Annotated in this window: 17 protein-coding genes and 2 other RNA genes; 7 read left to right on the forward strand and 12 right to left on the reverse strand. The window is 61.6% G+C overall.

Annotated features, from left to right (window positions below; genetic code table 11):
• Positions 1 to 152 precede the first annotated feature (152 nt).
• A complete protein-coding gene (locus NQ490_RS05855; protein WP_040918697.1) occupies positions 153 to 1,892 on the forward strand; it encodes an ABC transporter ATP-binding protein in 1,740 nt (579 codons plus the stop codon).
• Between the two features lie 14 nt (positions 1,893 to 1,906).
• Positions 1,907 to 3,796 carry an ABC transporter ATP-binding protein gene (locus tag NQ490_RS05860; protein ID WP_007048377.1) on the forward strand — a complete coding sequence of 630 codons (1,890 nt, stop codon included), beginning with the start codon at positions 1,907 to 1,909 and terminating at the stop codon, positions 3,794 to 3,796.
• A 71-nt stretch (positions 3,797 to 3,867) separates the two neighbouring features.
• Here NQ490_RS05860 and NQ490_RS05865 read toward each other — a convergent pair whose 3' ends face one another.
• The 12 genes from NQ490_RS05865 to NQ490_RS05920 form a co-directional block, all read right to left on the reverse strand.
• Positions 3,868 to 4,863, reverse strand: coding sequence for an aldo/keto reductase (locus NQ490_RS05865; protein ID WP_007048376.1), 996 nt, complete (start codon positions 4,861 to 4,863; stop codon positions 3,868 to 3,870).
• A 172-nt stretch (positions 4,864 to 5,035) separates the two neighbouring features.
• Complete coding sequence (gene argF, locus NQ490_RS05870; protein WP_007048374.1) at positions 5,036 to 5,947, reverse strand: ornithine carbamoyltransferase; 912 nt, start codon at positions 5,945 to 5,947, stop codon at positions 5,036 to 5,038.
• Complete coding sequence (locus tag NQ490_RS05875) at positions 5,947 to 7,125, reverse strand: acetylornithine/succinylornithine family transaminase (RefSeq protein ID WP_007048373.1); 1,179 nt, start codon at positions 7,123 to 7,125, stop codon at positions 5,947 to 5,949. The genes argF and NQ490_RS05875 overlap by 1 nt, the downstream gene beginning before the upstream one ends.
• Positions 7,126 to 7,140: 15 nt before the next feature.
• Complete coding sequence (gene argB, locus NQ490_RS05880) at positions 7,141 to 7,995, reverse strand: acetylglutamate kinase (protein WP_007048372.1); 855 nt, start codon at positions 7,993 to 7,995, stop codon at positions 7,141 to 7,143.
• Between the two features lie 20 nt (positions 7,996 to 8,015).
• Positions 8,016 to 9,242, reverse strand: a complete 1,227-nt coding sequence (argJ, locus tag NQ490_RS05885) for a bifunctional glutamate N-acetyltransferase/amino-acid acetyltransferase ArgJ (RefSeq protein WP_040918694.1) — start codon at positions 9,240 to 9,242, stop codon at positions 8,016 to 8,018.
• A gap of 37 nt (positions 9,243 to 9,279) precedes the next feature.
• On the reverse strand, positions 9,280 to 10,221 hold the full coding sequence (gene argC, locus NQ490_RS05890) for an N-acetyl-gamma-glutamyl-phosphate reductase (protein WP_007048370.1): 942 nt from the start codon (positions 10,219 to 10,221) through the stop codon (positions 9,280 to 9,282).
• Between the two features lie 18 nt (positions 10,222 to 10,239).
• The gene (gene argH / locus NQ490_RS05895; RefSeq protein ID WP_040918691.1) at positions 10,240 to 11,622 is read right to left on the reverse strand and encodes an argininosuccinate lyase; all 1,383 of its coding nucleotides are present in this window, start codon (positions 11,620 to 11,622) and stop codon (positions 10,240 to 10,242) included.
• Positions 11,623 to 11,712: 90 nt separating this feature from the next.
• Positions 11,713 to 12,951, reverse strand: a complete 1,239-nt coding sequence (locus tag NQ490_RS05900) for an argininosuccinate synthase (RefSeq protein WP_007048368.1) — start codon at positions 12,949 to 12,951, stop codon at positions 11,713 to 11,715.
• 257 nt (positions 12,952 to 13,208) lie between these two features.
• Entirely contained in the window at positions 13,209 to 14,108 is a 900-nt protein-coding gene (locus NQ490_RS05905; RefSeq protein ID WP_007048367.1) for a GNAT family N-acetyltransferase, read from the reverse strand.
• A complete protein-coding gene (locus tag NQ490_RS05910) occupies positions 14,105 to 14,938 on the reverse strand; it encodes an MYG1 family protein (RefSeq protein ID WP_007048366.1) in 834 nt (277 codons plus the stop codon). The genes NQ490_RS05905 and NQ490_RS05910 overlap by 4 nt, the downstream gene beginning before the upstream one ends.
• 134 nt (positions 14,939 to 15,072) lie before the next feature.
• Positions 15,073 to 15,276 carry a hypothetical protein gene (locus NQ490_RS05915; protein ID WP_007048365.1) on the reverse strand — a complete coding sequence of 68 codons (204 nt, stop codon included), beginning with the start codon at positions 15,274 to 15,276 and terminating at the stop codon, positions 15,073 to 15,075.
• 585 nt (positions 15,277 to 15,861) lie between these two features.
• Positions 15,862 to 16,203 carry a helix-turn-helix domain-containing protein gene (locus tag NQ490_RS05920; RefSeq protein WP_007048364.1) on the reverse strand — a complete coding sequence of 114 codons (342 nt, stop codon included), beginning with the start codon at positions 16,201 to 16,203 and terminating at the stop codon, positions 15,862 to 15,864.
• Between the two features lie 378 nt (positions 16,204 to 16,581).
• Between NQ490_RS05920 and NQ490_RS05925 the strand changes: the two genes are divergently transcribed.
• The 5 genes from NQ490_RS05925 to NQ490_RS05945 all read left to right on the forward strand — a co-directional run bounded on the left by NQ490_RS05925 (position 16,582) and on the right by NQ490_RS05945 (position 17,577).
• Positions 16,582 to 16,647: hammerhead ribozyme type II (locus NQ490_RS05925), an RNA gene on the forward strand.
• Between the two features lie 15 nt (positions 16,648 to 16,662).
• Complete coding sequence (locus NQ490_RS05930; RefSeq protein ID WP_040918687.1) at positions 16,663 to 16,905, forward strand: hypothetical protein; 243 nt, start codon at positions 16,663 to 16,665, stop codon at positions 16,903 to 16,905.
• Positions 16,902 to 17,279 carry a hypothetical protein gene (locus NQ490_RS05935; protein WP_007048361.1) on the forward strand — a complete coding sequence of 126 codons (378 nt, stop codon included), beginning with the start codon at positions 16,902 to 16,904 and terminating at the stop codon, positions 17,277 to 17,279. Before NQ490_RS05930 ends, NQ490_RS05935 begins: the two co-directional genes overlap by 4 nt.
• Positions 17,257 to 17,508: a hypothetical protein gene (locus tag NQ490_RS05940; protein WP_007048360.1), complete on the forward strand. Its 252-nt coding sequence runs from the start codon at positions 17,257 to 17,259 to the stop codon at positions 17,506 to 17,508. The genes NQ490_RS05935 and NQ490_RS05940 overlap by 23 nt, the downstream gene beginning before the upstream one ends.
• Before the next feature lies 1 nt (position 17,509).
• Positions 17,510 to 17,577, forward strand: an RNA gene (locus tag NQ490_RS05945) — hammerhead ribozyme type II.
• Positions 17,578 to 17,652: the final 75 nt, after the last annotated feature.

Genomic DNA, 17,652 nt, shown 5'->3' on the forward strand with positions numbered 1-17,652 from the left:
AATGTCGGGATCAGTATACGCCACCTTTCAATATTTTGCAATACATCATTCGATATTTGCTAACGTCGAACAAGGTTTTGAAATTCTCAATCGTCCGGGAAGATGCTATAATCCTGTAACGTAGAGAATGTTTCCTTGAAGGAGTGAAGAAAGTGAAGACTGTACTGCAGCAACTCAAGCAATACAAACGGGCGGCGTGGACCTGCATCGGGTTCACGGCGCTGGAGGTTGTGATGGAGATCCTGCTCCCCTTCGTCACGGCCCGTATCATCGATGACGGTCTGGAGGCCGCCAATCTGGGGGTAGTCTACCGCTACGGCGCCCTGATGATCGCCATGGCTCTGGTGAGCCTGGCCTGCGGCGCCCTGGCCGGCAAGGCGGCGGCTTCGGCCTCCTCGGGTCTGGCCGCCAACCTGCGGGAGAGCATCTACGCCAAGATCCAGACCTTCTCCTTTTCCAACATCGACAAATTCAGCGTGCCGGGCCTGGTCACCCGTATGACCACCGACATCACCAACGTCCAGAACGCCTTCATGATGGTCATCCGCGTGGCGGTGCGCAGCCCCCTGACCCTGGTGTTCAGCTACGCCATGTGCCTGTACATCAGCCCCCGGCTCAGCGCCATGTTCCTCATCGCGGTGGTCTTCCTGGTGCTGGTCATCGGCAGCATCATGGTGGTGACGCTGCGCATCTTCAACGAGGTCTTCCAGAAATACGACGACCTGAACGCCAGCGTCCAGGAGAACATCTCCGCCATCCGGGTGGTCAAGGCCTTCGTCCGGGAATCCTATGAGAACGACAAATTCAGCAAGGCTTCCCGCAACCTCTACCGCCTCTTCGTCAAGGCCGAGAGCCTGCTGGCCTTCAACAACCCGGCCATGATGGTGGCGGTCTACTTCTGCATCATCTCGGTGTCCTGGCTGGGTGCCCAGTACATCGTGGGCGGCAGCATGACCACCGGCGACCTGACCAGCCTGTTCAGCTACATCATGGCCCTGCTCATGAGCCTGATGATGCTCTCCATGGTGGTGGTCATGATCAGCATGTCCCTGGCCAGCATCCACCGTATCAGCGAGGTCCTCAACGAGACCCCCGACCTGGCCGATCCCGCCGATCCCGTCACCGACGTGCCGGACGGCCGCATCGACTTTGACCATGTGAACTTCTCCTACAAGCACGGCAGCGGCAAGAACGCCCTCACCGACATCGATCTGCACATCCGTTCCGGCGAGACCATCGGCGTCATCGGCGGCACCGGCTCGGGCAAGTCCAGCCTGGTCAACCTGATCTGCCGCCTCTACGACGTGGACAGCGGCACCGTGAAGGTGGGCGGCGTGGACGTGCGCCGCTACGACATGGAGGTGCTGCGCAACCAGGTGTCGGTGGTGCTGCAGAAGAACACCCTCTTCTCCGGCTCCATTCTGGACAATCTGCGCTGGGGCAACCCCGACGCCACCGACGAGGAGTGCATCGCCGCCTGCAAGGCGGCCTGTGCCGATGAGTTCATCGACCGCATGCCGGACGGCTACCACACCCGCATCGAGCGGGGCGGCGCCAATGTGTCGGGCGGCCAGAAGCAGCGCCTCTGCATCGCCCGGGCCCTGCTGAAGAAGCCCAAGGTGCTGATTCTGGACGACTCCACCTCCGCCGTGGACACCGCCACCGACGCCAAGATCCGGGCGGCCTTTGAAAAGACCATTCCCGGCACCACCAAGATCATCATCGCCCAGCGCATTTCCAGCGTGCAGAATGCCGACCGCATCCTGGTGCTGGACGGCGGGCGCATCGACGCCTTCGATACCCACGAAAACCTGCTGAAGACCAACGCCATCTACCAGGAGATCTACGAGTCCCAGGTCAAGGGCGGCGGCGACTTCGACCAGCCCGCCTGAAAGGAGGAAGCCCCATGAAACAACCGAATCAACCCCGCACGGCGCCCCTGAAGGTGCTGAACCGGGTGCTGCGCTATATGCTGCATTACTATGCCCTGCCCTTTGCGCTGGTCATCGTATGCATCCTCGTCACGGCGGTGGCCACCGTCACCGGCGCCACCTTCCCCCAGACGCTGGTGGACGACTACATCCTGCCCATGCTGAACACCGGCTCCACCGATTTTTCCGGTCTGGCCGCCAGCCTTGTGCGGCTGGCCTGCATCCTGGCGGTGGGCGTGGTGACCGCCTTCGCCTACAACCGCATCATGGTCTCGGTGAGCCAGGGCACCATGCGCCGGCTGCGGGATGAGCTGTTTCACCGCATGGAATCCCTGCCCATCTCCTACTTCGACACCCACGCCCACGGCGACATCATGTCGGTGTACACCAACGACATCGACACCCTGCGCCAGTTGCTGAGCCAGAGCATCCCCCAGATCATCAACACCAGCGTAACGATGATCGCCACCCTCATCACGATGATCTTCCTCAACCCGGCGCTGACCGTCATCTCCATCCTGACGGCCTGCGTCATGGTCATCGTCACGGTGAACTTCTCCAAGCTGTCCGGCAAATACTATGTGCGCCAGCAGCGGGATCTGGGCATCGTGGACGGCTTCATCGAGGAGATGCTGGACGGCCAGAAGGTGGTCAAGGTCTTCTGCCACGAGGACGCCGCCCTGCGGGATTTCCGCGCCGTCAACGACCAGCTGCGGGACAGCGCCGACAAAGCCAACCGCTACGCCAACCTGCTCATGCCCATCAACGCCAACATCGGCTGGATCAGCTATGTGCTGGTGGCCATCGTGGGCGCGGTGCTGGGCATCAACGGTCTGGCGGGGGTTACCCTGGGCACCGTCATCACCTTTGTGGGCCTGAACAAGAGCTTCACCAACCCCATCACCCAGATCTCCATGCAGGTCAACTTTGTGGTCACGGCAGCCGCCGGTGCCCAGCGTGTCTTTGACCTGATGGACCAGACCCCCGAGGCCGACGACGGCTATGTGGAGCTGGTCAACGCCCAGGAGGACGCCGACGGCAGCGTGCATCCGGTGGATCACCGCACCAACGTCTGGGCCTGGAAGCATCCCCACAAGGCCGAGGGCACCGTCACCTACACCAAGCTGGAAGGCAGCGTGGTGCTGGACGACGTGGACTTCGGCTACACGCCGGACAAGATGGTGCTGCACAACATCAGCCTGTGGGCAAAGCCCGGCCAGAAGATCGCCTTCGTGGGTGCCACCGGTGCCGGCAAGACCACCATCACCAACCTGATCAACCGGTTCTACGACATCGACGACGGCAAGATCCGCTATGACGGCATCAACATCAACAAGATCAAGAAGGCCGATCTGCGGCGGAGCCTGGGCATCGTGCTGCAGGACACCCACCTGTTCACCGGCACCGTGATGGACAACATCCGGTACGGCAACCTGGAGGCCAGCGACGAGGAGTGCATGGCCGCGGCCAAGCTGGCCAACGCCGACAGCTTCATCCGCCGTCTGCCCGACGGCTACCAGACCATGCTCACCGGCGACGGCGCCAACCTGAGCCAGGGCCAGCGGCAGCTGCTGGCCATTGCCCGGGCGGCGGTGGCTGACCCGCCGGCGCTGATCCTGGATGAGGCCACCTCCTCCATCGATACCCGCACCGAGAAGCTGGTCCAGGACGGCATGGACGCCCTGATGACCGGCCGCACCACCTTCGTCATCGCCCACCGCCTTTCCACGGTACGCAACGCCGACTGCATCATGGTCATGGAGCAGGGCCGCATCATCGAGCGCGGCACCCACGATGAACTCATCGCCAAGCGCGGCAAGTATTACCAGCTCTACACCGGCAACTTTGCGGAGGAACCGGCGTAACCCCTTTGCTCATACGAGAAAGCCCCCGGCCCCGGCGGAAATTCCGCCGGGGCCGGGGGTCTTTGTATGGGTCATTGGCCCGCACAGATGGCATCGATCTCTGCCAGCTCTTCGGGGGCAAAGGCGGTGTTTTCCACCGCCCGGATGTTATCGAGGATCTGTTCCGGCCGGGAGGCACCGATGAGCACGCTGGTGACCACCGGCTGGGCCAGCAGCCAGGCCAGGGCCATCTCGGCCAGGGTCTGGCCCCGGCGGGCGGCCACCTCGTTCAGCGCCCGGATCTTGGCGACCACCTCGGGGGTGATGTCCTTTTCTTTCAGGTAGCGGCCGTCGGTGCGGATGCGGCTGTCGGCGGGGATGCCGTGGAGATACCGGTCGGTGAGCCGTCCCTGGGCCAGGGGGCTGAAGGTGATGAGGCCGCGGCTGACCTTGCCCACGCTCTCCTTGAGGCCGTTTTCTTCGATCTTGCGGTCAAAGAGGGAGTACCGGTTCTGGCAGATGACGAAGGGGCAGTGCAGCTCGTCGAGGATAGCCGCCGCCCGTTCCAGGGTGGGGCCGTCGTAGTTGGAAAGCCCCACGTACAGCGCCTTGCCGCTGCGCACCGCCTGGGCCAGGGCTTCCATGGTTTCTTCCAACGGGGTGGCGGGGTCCATGCGGTGGTGGTAGAAGATATCCACATAGTCCAGGCCCATCCGCTGCAGGCTTTTGTCCAGCCCGGCCAGCAGGTGTTTGCGGCTGCCCCAGTCGCCGTAGGGCCCCTCCCACATCAGATACCCGGCCTTGGTGGAGATGATGAGCTCGTCCCGGTGGGGGCGGAAATCCTCCCGCAGGATGCGGCCGAAGTTGCGCTCGGCGGCGCCGGGGGCGGGGCCGTAGTTGTCGGCCAGGTCAAAGTGGGTGATGCCTTGGTCAAAGGCCGTGCGGCAGAGGGCACGCATATTCTCGTAGGGGGCGTTGTCCCCGAAATTGTGCCACAGCCCCAGGGAAACGGCGGGCAGCAGCAGCCCGCTGCGCCCGCAGCGGCGGTAGGGCATGGTGTCGTAACGGTGGGGGTCAGCCTGGTACATAGGGAGGTTCCTCCTGTGTGATTTTTCCCCATTGTACCAGCCTTGTTCTTTTCTTGCAAGAAAAGAACCAAAAGAACTCTAACGAAAAATCCCTCGCAGGGTGATACCCCTGCGAGGGATTTTTGATTGGAATTTCTTCGGTTCCTTCTTTGCAAAGAAGGAACAAGACCCGTCACTTGCCGGCCAGCAGAATGGCCAGGACGGCTTTTTCCACATGAAGGCGGTTTTCCGCCTCATCAAAAATCTCGTTGGCGTGCTTTTCAAACACATCGGTGGCGATCTCCTCGCCCCGGCGGGCGGGCAGCGGATGCTGCACCATGCAATCCGGCTTGGCCAGGGCCATCCGGTCGGCGTCCAGCGTGAATCCGGTGAAATCCCGGTAGCGGCGCTCGGTCTCCCGCTCCATGCCCATGCTCACCCACACGTCGGTGAAGAGCACATCGGCGTCCCGGGCGGCCTCGTCGGGGTCATGGACCAGCCGGAAGGCATCGCCGTAGGCTTTGGCCTGCATCAGCACATCGGCGGCGGGACGATACCCCTTGGGGCAGGCCATGGTGACCTGCATACCTACCGCCAGGCAGCCCACAATGAGGCTGTTGGCCATGTTGTAGCCGTCGCCGATGAAGCCCATGCGCAGCCCTTCCAGCTTTCCCTTGTACTCCCGCACCGTCATCAGGTCGGTGAGGACCTGCAGCGGATGGGCGTAGTCGGTCATGCCGGACACCACCGGCACGCCGCTGTACTGGGCCAGGGCGTCCAGGTCGGTCTGCTTGTAGGTGCGGCAGACGATGGCGTCATAATACCGCCCCAGCACCCGGGCGGTGTCCTGGACGGGCTCGCCCCGGGCGGTCTGCAGATCGTTGGCGCTCAGGTACGTGCCCAGGCCCCCCATCTGGTAGATGCCCACCTCCAGGCTGGTGCGGGTACGGGTGGAATGTTTGGCAAAGAGCAGCGCCACCGCCTTGCCCTGCAGGTCCTTGGGGTCAACGCCCTGCTTGTGCAGCCGCTTGTACTCGTCGGCCACATCCAGGATGTGCAGGATCTCGTCGCGGGACAGTCCGCCCAGTTTCAACAGATGTTTCATCACAGTTTCTCCAACACGGTACGCAGGATGGCGAGGGCTTTGTCCACATCCTCCTGCGTGAGGATCAGCGGCGGCAGCAGGCGCAGCCGGGTCTTGGCGGTGAGCACCAGCAGGCCCTGCTGCTCGCAGGCGGTGCGCACGGCGGCGGCGCTGATGCCCTCCTCGAAGGCAATGCCCACCATCAGGCCCAGGCCGCTCACCTCGGCGACGTGGGGCAGCTTTTTGAGTTCCGCCCGCAGATACTCCGCCAGCGCACGGTCCTTAGCCAGCAGGTCGTCGGTGAGCTGCTGCATAACGGCCAGCGCGCCGGCACACACCACCGGGTTGCCGCCGAAGGTGGAGCCGTGGGAACCGGGTCCCATGTGCTCGGCCACCTTGCGGTTCATGACGACGGCGCCGATGGGAAGCCCTCCGCCCAGGCCCTTGGCCAGGGTGACGATGTCGGGGTGCAGAGCAAACTGCTCGCAGGCCAGGAAGGTGCCGGTGCGGCCCACGCCGGTCTGCACCTCGTCCACCAGCAGCAGGATGTCATGCTCCTTGCAGAAGGCGGCGACTTTCGCCACATAGTCCTTGTCGAGGGCCACCACGCCGCCCTCGCCCTGGACCAGTTCCAGCAGCACGGCGCAGGTTTCGTGATCCGCGGCGGCTTCCAGGGCGGCGAAGTCCCCCGCCGGGATGTAGCCGAACCGCTCCGGGAAAGGCCCGAAATCGTGGTGGAAGACATCCTGGCCGGTGGCGGTGAGGGTGGCCAGCGTCCGCCCGTGGAAGGAGTTGACCAGGGTCAGCACCTTGTTGCGGTCGGGGCCGTAGGTGTCCACGCTGTATTTGCGGGCGGCCTTGATGGCGCCCTCGTTGGCCTCGGCGCCGGAGTTGCCGAAAAATACCGCATCCAGCCCGGTGCGGCGGCAGAGTTCTTCCGCCAGAGCACCGCAGGGCTCGGTGTAATAGAGGTTGGAGGTGTGCTGCAGCTTGGCCGCCTGGGCCGTGACCGCCGCCACCCAGGCCGGATGGCAGAAGCCCAGGGCGTTGACCCCGATGCCGGAGGTAAAGTCAAGATACGCCTTGCCCTCGGCGTCGGTGGCGACCATGCCCTGGCCGCCCACCAGTGCCACCGGGCTGCGGCCGTAGGTATGCAGGACGTAGGTATCGTCCCGCTTCATGATGGACTGGGAATTCATAGCCTGTACCTCCCTTTAGCGGTTGCCGCGGCGGTAGAACATGGTACCGGCGCCGCGGTCGGAGAACATCTCCAGCAGAATGGAATGGGGCACCCGGCCGTCGATGATGACCGCCTCGTGGACGCCCTTGTAGATGGCTTCCGCCATGCCCTCGATCTTGGGCAGCATGCCCCCGGCGATGACCCCCGCCTGCTTGTAACCCTCGATCTCCGAGACTTCCACCTCGGGGATGAGGGTGGACTCATCGTCCTTGTTGTAGAGCAGACCCACGATGTCGGTCATGCTGACCAGCTTTTCGGCGTGAAGGGCGATGGCGATCTCCGCGGCGGCGGTGTCGGCATTGATGTTGTAGGGGATGCCGTTGCTGTCCATGCCCACCGTGGCGATGACCGGGATGAAGCTGTCCGCCAGCAGATGGTCGATCAGGGTGGTGTCCACCCGCTCGATCTCGCCCACGTAGCCAAGATCCATGTCCGCCTTGCGGGAGCAGGTGATCATATGCCCGTCCATGCCGCAGAGGCCCACGCCCCGGCCCTTGAGCAGCGCCACCAGGTCCTTGTTCACCTGGCCCGCCAGCACCTGCTGGACGATGCCCATGGTCTCCTTGTCGGTGTAGCGCAGGCCGCCCACGAATTTGGACTCCTTGCCCACCTTTTTGAGCATCTGGTTGATGGCCGGGCCGCCGCCGTGGACCAGCACCACCCGCACGCCCAGCAGCGTCAGGGTGACCAGGTCGTTCATGACGGCCAGCTTCAGTGCATCGTTGACCATGGCGTTGCCGCCGTACTTGATGACCAGCGTCTTGCCGTGGTATTTCTGGATATAGGGCGTTGCTTCGCTGAAAAGCAGCGCCATCTGTTCGTTTTTCATCGCCGTGTTCCCCTCGCTTCTCAGGTGCGGTAGTCGCCGTTGATCTTGACGTAGTCGTAGGTCAGATCGCAGCCCCAGGCCTTGGCCGTGGCATCGCCGCAGCCCAGATCCACCAGGATCTCGATCTCGTCCTCTTTCAGGACCTTGGCGGCCTCCTCCTCGCTGTAGGGGTGGTAGGCGGCGTTCTCGCAGACAAAGACCTCCCCGGCCCGGCTCTTGAGCCGCACGGCGGTCTTGGAGATATCGAAGTCCCCCGGGGTGTAGCCGATGGCGCAGAGCACCCGGCCCCAGTTGGCGTCGGCACCGAACATGGCGGCCTTGAACAGGGTGGAGTGGATGACGCTCTTGGACACCGCCCGGGCCGTTGCCAGGTCAGGCGCGCCGGTGACGGTGCATTCCAGCAGCTTGGTAGCACCCTCACCGTCGGCAGCCAGTTCCCGGCAGAGATGCTCGGCCACCACGGTCAGCGCCGCCACGAAGGTGTCGTAGTCGGCGGTGCCTTCCGCCACTTCGGCACCGGACAGGCCGGAGGCCAGCAGCAGCACGGTGTCGTTGGTGGAGGTGTCGCCGTCCACCGAGATCTGGTTGAAGGTGGCCGGCACCACGGTGGAGAGCGCCTTCTGGAGGACGGCGGGTTCCACCTTGGCGTCGGTGGTCATGAAAAGCAGCATGGTGGCCATGTTGGGATGGATCATGCCGGAACCTTTGGCGATGGCGCCGATGCGGCAGGTCTTGCCGCCGATGGTGAACTCCACGGCAAATTCCTTGGCGTGGGTGTCGGTGGTCATGATGGCGGTGGCGGCGTCATGGCTGCCCTCCGGGGTGGCGGCCAGCTTGGCGGCGGCCGCGGGGACGCCCTTCTCAAAAGGCGCCAGCTCCATGGCCTGGCCGATGACGCCGGTGGAGGCGGGCAGCACGTCGTTGGCGTCGATGCCCAGGGCCTGGGCCACCAGGCCGCAGGTGTCCTGGGCCAGCTGGATGCCATTGGGGGCGCAGGTGTTGGCGTTGCCGCTGTTCACCACGATGGCCTGGGCGTAGCCGTCCTGCAGATGTTCCCGGTCCACCGTGATGGGGGCGCCGTACACCTTGTTGGTGGTGTAGCAGCCGGCGCCCGCGCAGCGCACCTCCGCCTTGATCAGCGCCAGATCCAGTTTGCTGTGGTTATGCCGGATGCCGCAGTGTACACCGGCGGCGGAAAAACCTTGGGCGGCACAGATGCCGCCCGCAACAGGCTGAAAAGTTTCCATGATTGTTTTCCTCTCTCCCATTCCACGATCTATGAGTTTACAGGGCCAGACCCGCACATTCGTCCAGTCCCAGCATCAGGTTCATGCACTGCACCGCCGCACCCGAGGAGCCTTTGCCCAGATTGTCAAACAGGCTGATGAGCTGCATCTGGGTGCCGTCGGGGTTGGCCAGGCAGAAAATTTCCAGCCGGTCGGAACCGGCCAGCTTGTTGGCCGCCAGGAAACCGCCGTCCGTCCCCTCGCACAAAGGGTGGACCGCGATCATCTTCGCCCCGGCGTAGTAGCTTGCCAGGGTCTCGGCCACCTGGTCGGCGGTCAGGCCCAGGGCTGCCAGGTCCAGGGGGATCATCGTCTCCATGCCCGCGTAGTAGTCCGCCACGATGGGCACAAAGTTGGGGGCGGTGTCCAGCCCGGTGATGGCCTTCATCTCGGGCAGGTGCTTGTGGTGGAGCGCCAGGCCGTAGGGCCGCGGGGCGTTGAGGGCCGCATCCTCCCGGGGGGCCTCATACTGGGCGATCATCTTTTTGCCGCCGCCGGAGTACCCCGTCAGGCTGTAGCAGCAAAGCTGCGCCGTTTTGGGGATGAGTCCCTTTTCCACCAGCGGGGCCACCGGGGCAATGAAGCCGGTGGCATGGCAGCCCGGCACCGCCACACGGGTGGCGGCGGGGAGCTTTTCCCGGGTAGTGCCCAGTTCCGGCAGGCCGTAGAGCCAGTCGGGGCTGGTGCGGTGGGCGGTGGAGGTGTCCAGCACCCGCACGTCGGGCCGCAGCAGCGGCACCACCTCCCGGGCGGCGTCGTCCGGCAGGCAGAGGAAGGAGAGGTCGCTCTCGTTGATCACCGCTGCCCGGGCATGAACGTCCTTGCGGTCGGCCTCGGAAATGGTCAGAATTGTAAATTCCGGGCGCGCCGCCAGCCGGTCGGCGATGCGCAGCCCCGTGGTGCCGGCGGAGCCGTCCACGAAAATCTTGTACTTTGCCACAAAAACACCTGTTTCTGTTTATTGGTTTGCCAGTTTTTCCTTGACCAGTTCGATCTGCTTCAGCACGCTTGCCTTGGTGGGGCCGCCGTAGCTGGTGCGGCCCTCGCAGCAGGTGGTCAGGTCGATGGCTTTATACACATCTTCCTCAAAGAGGTCGCTGTACTGCTTGAATTCCTCCAGCGTCAGCTCTTCCAGCGTCTTGTCGGCGGCGATGCAGGCCGCCACCATGGTGCCGGTACACTTGTAGGCATCCCGGAAGGGCATGCCCTTCTTGGTCAGGTAGTCGGCACAGTCGGTGGCGTTGATGAAGCCCTTGGCCGCCGCCCGGCGCATATTGGCGGGCAGTGGGGTCATGGTGGCCAGCATGGGGGTCACGGTGCGCAGGCAGAGTTCCAGCGTGTCCACCGCGTCGAAGATGGCCTCCTTGTCCTCCTGCATGTCCTTGTCGTAGGCCAGGGGGATGCCCTTCATCATGACCAGCAGGGTGTTCAGGTCGCCGTAGACCCGGCCGGTCTTGCCGCGGATAAGTTCGGTGACGTCGGGGTTCTTCTTCTGGGGCATGATGGAGGAGCCGGTGGTGAAGGCGTCGTCCAGTTCGATGAACTTGAACTCCCAGCTGCACCAGAGGATGATCTCCTCGGAAAGACGGGAGAGGTGCATCATGCAGGTGGCGATGGCCGCCCCCAGTTCGATGCAGAAGTCCCGGTCGGAGACGCCGTCGATGGAGTTGGCGCAGGGGGCGTCAAAGCCCAGCTCCTTGGCCGTATAGAACCGGTCCAGGGGATAGGTGGTGCCGGCCAGGGCGCCGGAGCCCAGGGGGCACTCGGCGTTCATCCGGGCGGTGGCGTCCTGCATCCGACCCAGGTCCCGCAGCAGCATCCAGGCGTAGGCCATGAGCTGGTGGCCGAAGGTCACCGGCTGAGCCCGCTGCAGATGGGTGTAGCCGGGCATGACGTAGTCGGCGCTTTTTTCCGCCTGGTCGCAGATCGTTTCGATCAGTTCCTTGATCTGGCCCTGGAGATGGGCGGAGGCTTCCCGCAGGTTGAGGCGCAAATCCAGCGCCACCTGGTCGTTGCGGCTGCGGCCGGTGTGCAGCCGCTTGCCCGCATCCCCCACCCGGGCGGTGAGGGTCTGTTCCACGAAGGTGTGGACGTCCTCGGCGGCGGGATCGATCTCCAGCGCGCCGCTGTGCAGGTCGTCCAGGATGCTGTGCAGGCCTTTGTGGATGTCCTCCACGTCCTGGGCGGAGATGATGCCCTGCCGCCCCAGCATGGCGGAGTGCACCAGGCTGCCCTGGATGTCCTGCTCGATCATCCGCGCGTCGAAACGGATGGAGGAGTTGAAGTCATTGACGCGGCTGTCCACGGCCTTGCTGGCGCGGCCCTGCCAAAGTTGCGGCATAAGAACCCTCCTTAGGGTGGTAACAACAAAATCCGCCGTGGGCATACAGCCCGCCCACGGCGGTACGGAATGGTTGCGGTCCTGAGGAAATTATTCCTCGGTGGGCCAGCTCTTGGCCAGCTTGGCGCGCTCGGCGATGGGCAGGCCAAACAGGTTGATGAAGCCGGTGGCGTCGGCCTGGTTGTAATCCTCATCCTCGCCGAAGGAAGCGGTCTGCTCGTCGTAGAGGGTGTAGGGGCTGGTGACGCCGGCGTTGATCATGTTGCCCTTGTAGAGCTTGAGGGTCACATCACCGGTGACGGTCTTCTGCAGATCGTCGGTGAAGGCGGAGATGGCCTCCCGCAGCGGGGTGAACCACTGGCCGTTGTAGACCAGCTCGCCCATCTTCTGGGCGATGATCTCCTTGAAGTGGAAGCTCTCCTTGTCCAGAGTGATGGTCTCCAGAACGTTGTGGGCCTTGTAGAGGATGGCACCGCCGGGAGTCTCATAGACGCCGCGGCTCTTCATGCCCACCAGCCGGTTCTCCACGATGTCCAGCAGGCCGATGCCATTCTCGCCGCCCAGCTTGTTCAGGTATTCCACCAGCTCCACGCTGCCCATCTCCTTGCCGTCCACGGCGGTGGGGATGCCCTTCTCGAAGTGGATCTTCACGTAGGTGGGGGTGTCGGGGGCCTGTTCGGGGCTGACGCCCAGCTCCAGGAAGCCGGGCTTGTTGTACTGGGGCTCCAGAGAGGGCTTCTCCAGGTCCAGGCCCTCATGGCTCAGATGCCACAGGTTCTTGTCCTTGGAGTAGTTGGTCTCCCGGTTGATCTTCAGCGGAATGTTGTGGGCCTCGGCGTAGTCGATCTCCTCGTCACGGCTCTTGATGTTCCACTCCCGCCAGGGGGCGATGATGGTCATGTCGGGGGCCATGGCCTTGAGGGTCAGCTCAAAACGGACCTGGTCGTTGCCCTTGCCGGTGCAGCCGTGGCAGATGGCGTCGGCGCCTTCCTTCTTGGCGATGTCCGCCAGGGCCTTGGCGATGCAGGGACGGGCGTGAGAGGTGCCCAGCAGGTAATCCTCGTACTTGGCGTCCGCCTTCAGGCAGGGCCAGATGTAGTTCTCGATGTAGTCCTTCTTCAGGTCCAGCACGTAGAGCTTGGAGGCGCCGGTCTTGATGGCCTTCTCCTCCAGGCCGTCCAGCTCGGTGCCCTGGCCCACGTCACCGGAAACGGCGATGACTTCGCAGTTGTTGTAGTTTTCCTTCAGCCAGGGGATGATGATGGAGGTGTCCAGGCCGCCGGAGTAGGCCAGTACGACTTTCTTGATGTCTTCTTTGTTCTTTTTCATGATCTTTCCCTCTCCTGTTGTGCCAGCGCCGGGGATCGGTTGCTTGCCGTCGCTGAATATTTATTCATTCATCGATGTATATTATACAACTTTTGCGGCAAAAGACAAGTGGAAAACCGCACAAAGGAGTTTCCACATTCCGACTGTTTTTAGTCGTTCTGTACAGCGGAGCGGCTCTTCTATGCGGTTTTGTGCATGAATATTCATTTTTACTTGCAGAGTTCCCACGGGTCACCGCAGTTTTTCCGCTTTACTATTTATACAACCGTGCAATCCTGCAGCACCAATTCGATTTCCGCCTCATCCAATTGCAGCCGCACGGGGGCGGGTGGATCGGCGGGGGGATTCAGCTCATAGGCCCAGTAGCCCAGATCCAGCCAGCGGCCGAACTTGTAGCCGCTGTTCTTCTCCACCCCGTAGCGGGTGAAGCCCAGTGCCTTGTGGAAGGCATCGCTCTGGGGATTGGGCCGGGTGATGAGGGCAAAGGCGTTGTGATACCCCTGCCGGCGCAGCAGTTCCAGCAGCGCGGTGTAGAGCCTGCGGCCGGTGCCCTGGCCCAGCACGTCGGGGGCGCAGTAGACGGTGGTCTCCACGTCCCAGGCGAAGGCCCGCCGGGTGTGCCAGGGATGGGCGCAGGCGTAGCCCGCCAGCCGCCCGTCGGCGGTATAGGCCACCAGGAAGGGGGCTTTCTCCAGCACTTCGGCGATGTTCTGCCGGTACTCCGCCTCGGTGGACAGCTCGTACTGGAAGGTCTGGGTGCCGTGGGTCACATACCAATTATAAAGAGCCACCACATCCGCCGCATCGTCGGGGGTGGCCATCCGCACGGTGAGCCGGCTGCGGGCCGCCCAGTCGGCGGCCAGAGCCTCCTTGTCGGATTTGGACAGTTTTTTCAGGGCCGCTTCCCGCTTGAGGGCCGCGCTTTTGTCGGCACAGACTTCGGCGTAGGCCAGCCGCACAGCGGATTTTCCGTGGCTTTTGGTGTATCTGGCGCCGCCCGCCCCGGTGCGGTGGGCGCGGAGCCGCCGGGCCAGATCGTTGGTCCAGCCCGCATAGAGGCTGCCGTCGGCGCAGCGCAGCAGGTAGACCCAGGCCGGGGTGTGGGGCAGACGGTCGGCGGCCAGGCTGGCCGCCGGGCCAAACCCTTCGGCGCTCATTCGCTCACCGGGCGGCCGGCGGCCCGCAGGGTGCGGCGGCAGGCCTCGATGGCGGTGGCCTTGTCGTCGGCGGTGATCAGGAACCGGCTGGGATGGCAGAACCGCAGCCCCAGGCCGCTGATTTCCCGCAGCTGGGCTTCCGGCTTACCGGCCCAGGCCGGCGGGAAGGGCAGCTTGCTGCGCTTGGTGCGGTGGTCGTTGACGCACTGGGCGCTGTAGCCGCCCCGCTGGCTGGGATACACCACAAAGAGGGCGTCGGTCTTGTACAGGCCGTTTTTCCAGGGCATGTAGGCGGGCAGCACCACAATGCCGTCCCGCATGTTGGCGTAGGCCCGGCGCACCGTCTCGTCGGCGCGGTTCACGGCGTTGGCCGCAGCGATCTCGTTTTCCAGGATCTGCTTGGCCACCGGCACCGCCCGCCAGAAACATTCGTCGGGGTCGGCCTTCTGGTCCCACACCGGGTTGAAGCTGCCGATGGCGTCGGCCAGGGAGTTCTGCTCGCCGGTGTTGTCGTTCAGGTCCAGGGGCTGGATGAAGTTCTCATCCAGCAGCCGGGCCTGGTGCTCCCCCACCAGCTGGGCCCCCAGCACCCGCCACAAAAGGCCGAAGGCCGCGTAGGGTACGCCGTTGGGGCGGGTCTCCCGGGGTTCCGAGTGGTGGTCGAACATGCCGCCCCCCACATCGTAGACGATGCCCTCGAAGTCGTCGGGCACCGTGAAACCCCGGGTGATCCTGATGTCGGGGCGCACGATCTGCAAAAGCGCCGTGGAAAACACATCGTCGGCATGGAACTTGCCGCCGTGGGTAAAGCCGTTTGCGGGTATCTTCATAACAGTTGTCTCCTGGTTTGTTTTTTGTCATTATACCACAACCGGCAAGCGGTTGCACGGCCCGTCCACAGAAAAAAAGAGCAGACTGCACCGTCGTCTCCCCGTGCAGTCCGCTCTCCGGCGGCCCTATGGATTCAGTGGCCCATCTGGGGGCCTATGTACCCGCCCGCCTGCCAGTAACTGTACAGCACCTGACGGCAGACTTCGTTGGCGCGGCGCAGGTACTCCTTGCGGCGCTGCTGGTCCTCGTGCTGGCGCTGCTGCAAAACGCGCCAGGCGGCACAGGTCTTGTGGCAGCCTTCGCAGTAATGGGAACAGTGGGTCTGACAGGGCAGCATGGGCGGTTCCTCCCTTATCGTGGTTGTGAAGTTTCACGGAGAATGAGAAAATCGGTTTGAACGGCGGACGGGGCCGAAAGGAATGTGCAAAAAGGCGGGAAAAGCCGTTTTTTAACCCAATAACGTAAAATTTAATGATGCGTGAACGGAAAAGTTCGCATAAAAAATGCAAGTCCCTGAAAAGGGGCTTGCAAATTTTTTTTGCCCATTTTAGGGCGCTTTTTGTGGACACCGGGGAGAGGGGCTATTGTTACTGATGTACTGTTTGAAATACGTTCAAACAGTATTTAAAACCCCCGAAATCATCCTGCATAATTTACGAAACAGCGCGTTTTAACGGCTATTAAAACGGATTAAATAGACCAAGAAATGAAACGAAAAGAGATACACCATTCCCACCCTTATTTATGCGATTTAATGGAAACATTTTGTTTCTATTAAACACACCTGTTTCCTTTACGATATATCGTAAAAAAGATTCTATGATGAAGCCATGCAAAAGCGGAAAGGTTTCCATTACTCATTCTCAAATACGCCTATAACTGAAAGTGTTATTTCCCAACAATACCGATACAAAGCGCTCTTTTATTTGGTAAATGAATCGCGCAGGGTGTTTAACCGAGCCACTTCCTTTTCGATAAGTATATCAATGATTTCTCTTCCGGCCGGATCAAGCAGTCTATACCGCTCAATCATTGTGTATTCATCTTGTGAAATAGCTCGGGGCTTCGGAGAGTCGTCGAAATCTTCCAGTGTACAACTCAAAGCTCGCGCGATTGCTTTAACGGTTTCCAATTGTGGATCACGAGTAATTCCATTGATAATCTTGTTCAAAGTTCCTTTTGGAACGCCAGATCTATCCGACAGTTCATCAATCGTCATTCCTGCCTGTTTCCTTTTTTGCGATATGAGTGCTCCGATATCCATTTACATTTCCCCCTTTATGGATTTTAGTATATCGTTTTCGCATAAGTGCGTCAACAAAAAATGCCGAATACGGAACAAAAACACACATAAACGGGTTGACAAATTCCGTTTAAGGCATTATATTGTAATAAAGAGTTCCGTATTCGGTATTTTTGGAGGTGCTGAGATGTGTTATAGATTCTTGGAAGAAAAAATTAAGGAACGCGGAATTAAAAAGACTGCGATTTCCGTCGCGATAGGCGTAACGCCACGAGCTTTTAATAATAAGCTGTCAGGGAAAAGTCCCTTTACTTGGCCGGAAGTCCAAACAATTCAAAAGCGCTTCTTTCCGGATCTGGACAAAGACAGGCTATTTCAACAAGAATCAGCCTAATTAGTTGCCGAAACCGCCAGAGATGGCGGTCTGCCGGGGATGGCCGCCCGGTACTGATGAGGCAGGCCAAGAAAGGAGAAATCTGGATGCAAGTCTTGTATATCCTGGTAAAACGGGATTCCTGGAGCGGTGCAGGCTCCACCGTGGTCGAAAGCTATACCGACAAAGACATCGCCATACAGAAGCGGGATGAACTGAACCGAGCCGATGTTCGCAGACAAAAAGCCTGGTGCCGCCGCCATGGCCGCACCTGCCACCCTTGGGATAGATACCAGGTCACTAAGGAGACCCGGTACCAGGATGGCCGCATCCAGTGGGAACCGGCATGAAGATAATCGACGCGATCCAGGAGGCCATGGGGCCGAGATACACCACACTGGAGGACGCTCTGAACTGGTGGGCGTGGCCCGAGCATTGGCGGCGCGGCGCATGGGACAGTGATTTTGTGACAGGTATGAAGACTGTTAAAACGGCGTTTAATCGTCCATTCAAAAAGGAGGAAAAAGGGTTGGAAGATGCAATCTTGACGGCGCTGAAAGAAATGACCGGCGAAGAGCCCGGCACGATCGAGAAGGCGCTGGAGCGGCATTACCGCCGGGAGCTGCTGGACATCTGGCTACGGTATGAGGGCTTGATCGGCTATACTGGTGAGATCCTGTATGTGATGGAGGCGCTTGGTTATGACATTGATACCGAAGAATGACCGGGTGCCGGTTCAGAAGCTGGGCGATCCACTGCTGGTTGGCGAGACTTACCCCAATGCTGGGAGCCAATACAAGGTGCTGAAGGTGGAAGGGTACTATGGGGATGCCTGGGTGCAGAACATCAAAAGCGGATGGACCTGCAAGGCACACCGCCCGGCCCTGTACCTGATGCCGGATGGACAGATCGAACTGCAATGGGCTTACAGCACAGACGGACACTTTGAATAACAGCCGAAACGGCCCTGCGGGGCCGTCTGCTGAGGGTTGACCGCCCAGCACTGAGGATGGCAGGTCGGAGTGAGGTGAGGATTTTGGAAGCGTTACTGAAGGCGACGGAAGTATCGGCGCTAACAGGAACCAGTGTGCAATATG

The sequence above is a fragment of the Subdoligranulum variabile genome, from assembly GCF_025152575.1.
GTDB lineage: Bacteria > Bacillota > Clostridia > Oscillospirales > Ruminococcaceae > Gemmiger > Gemmiger variabilis.

Bases quoted from the DNA above. Each gene is read 5' to 3' on its own strand.
- NQ490_RS05860 (WP_007048377.1), top strand. From the start codon at position 1,907: ATGAAACAACCGAATCAACCCCGCACGGCGCCCCTGAAGGTGCTGAAC.
- NQ490_RS05865 (WP_007048376.1), bottom strand. From the start codon at position 4,863: ATGTACCAGGCTGACCCCCACCGTTACGACACCATGCCCTACCGCCGC.
- argF (WP_007048374.1), bottom strand. From the start codon at position 5,947: ATGAAACATCTGTTGAAACTGGGCGGACTGTCCCGCGACGAGATCCTG.
- NQ490_RS05875 (WP_007048373.1), bottom strand. From the start codon at position 7,125: ATGAATTCCCAGTCCATCATGAAGCGGGACGATACCTACGTCCTGCAT.
- argB (WP_007048372.1), bottom strand. From the start codon at position 7,995: ATGAAAAACGAACAGATGGCGCTGCTTTTCAGCGAAGCAACGCCCTAT.
- argJ (WP_040918694.1), bottom strand. From the start codon at position 9,242: ATGGAAACTTTTCAGCCTGTTGCGGGCGGCATCTGTGCCGCCCAAGGT.
- argH (WP_040918691.1), bottom strand. From the start codon at position 11,622: ATGCCGCAACTTTGGCAGGGCCGCGCCAGCAAGGCCGTGGACAGCCGC.
- NQ490_RS05900 (WP_007048368.1), bottom strand. From the start codon at position 12,951: ATGAAAAAGAACAAAGAAGACATCAAGAAAGTCGTACTGGCCTACTCC.
- NQ490_RS05905 (WP_007048367.1), bottom strand. From the start codon at position 14,108: ATGAGCGCCGAAGGGTTTGGCCCGGCGGCCAGCCTGGCCGCCGACCGT.
- NQ490_RS05910 (WP_007048366.1), bottom strand. From the start codon at position 14,938: ATGAAGATACCCGCAAACGGCTTTACCCACGGCGGCAAGTTCCATGCC.
- NQ490_RS05915 (WP_007048365.1), bottom strand. From the start codon at position 15,276: ATGCTGCCCTGTCAGACCCACTGTTCCCATTACTGCGAAGGCTGCCAC.
- NQ490_RS05920 (WP_007048364.1), bottom strand. From the start codon at position 16,203: ATGGATATCGGAGCACTCATATCGCAAAAAAGGAAACAGGCAGGAATG.
- NQ490_RS05930 (WP_040918687.1), top strand. From the start codon at position 16,663: ATGCAAGTCTTGTATATCCTGGTAAAACGGGATTCCTGGAGCGGTGCA.
- NQ490_RS05935 (WP_007048361.1), top strand. From the start codon at position 16,902: ATGAAGATAATCGACGCGATCCAGGAGGCCATGGGGCCGAGATACACC.
- NQ490_RS05940 (WP_007048360.1), top strand. From the start codon at position 17,257: ATGACATTGATACCGAAGAATGACCGGGTGCCGGTTCAGAAGCTGGGC.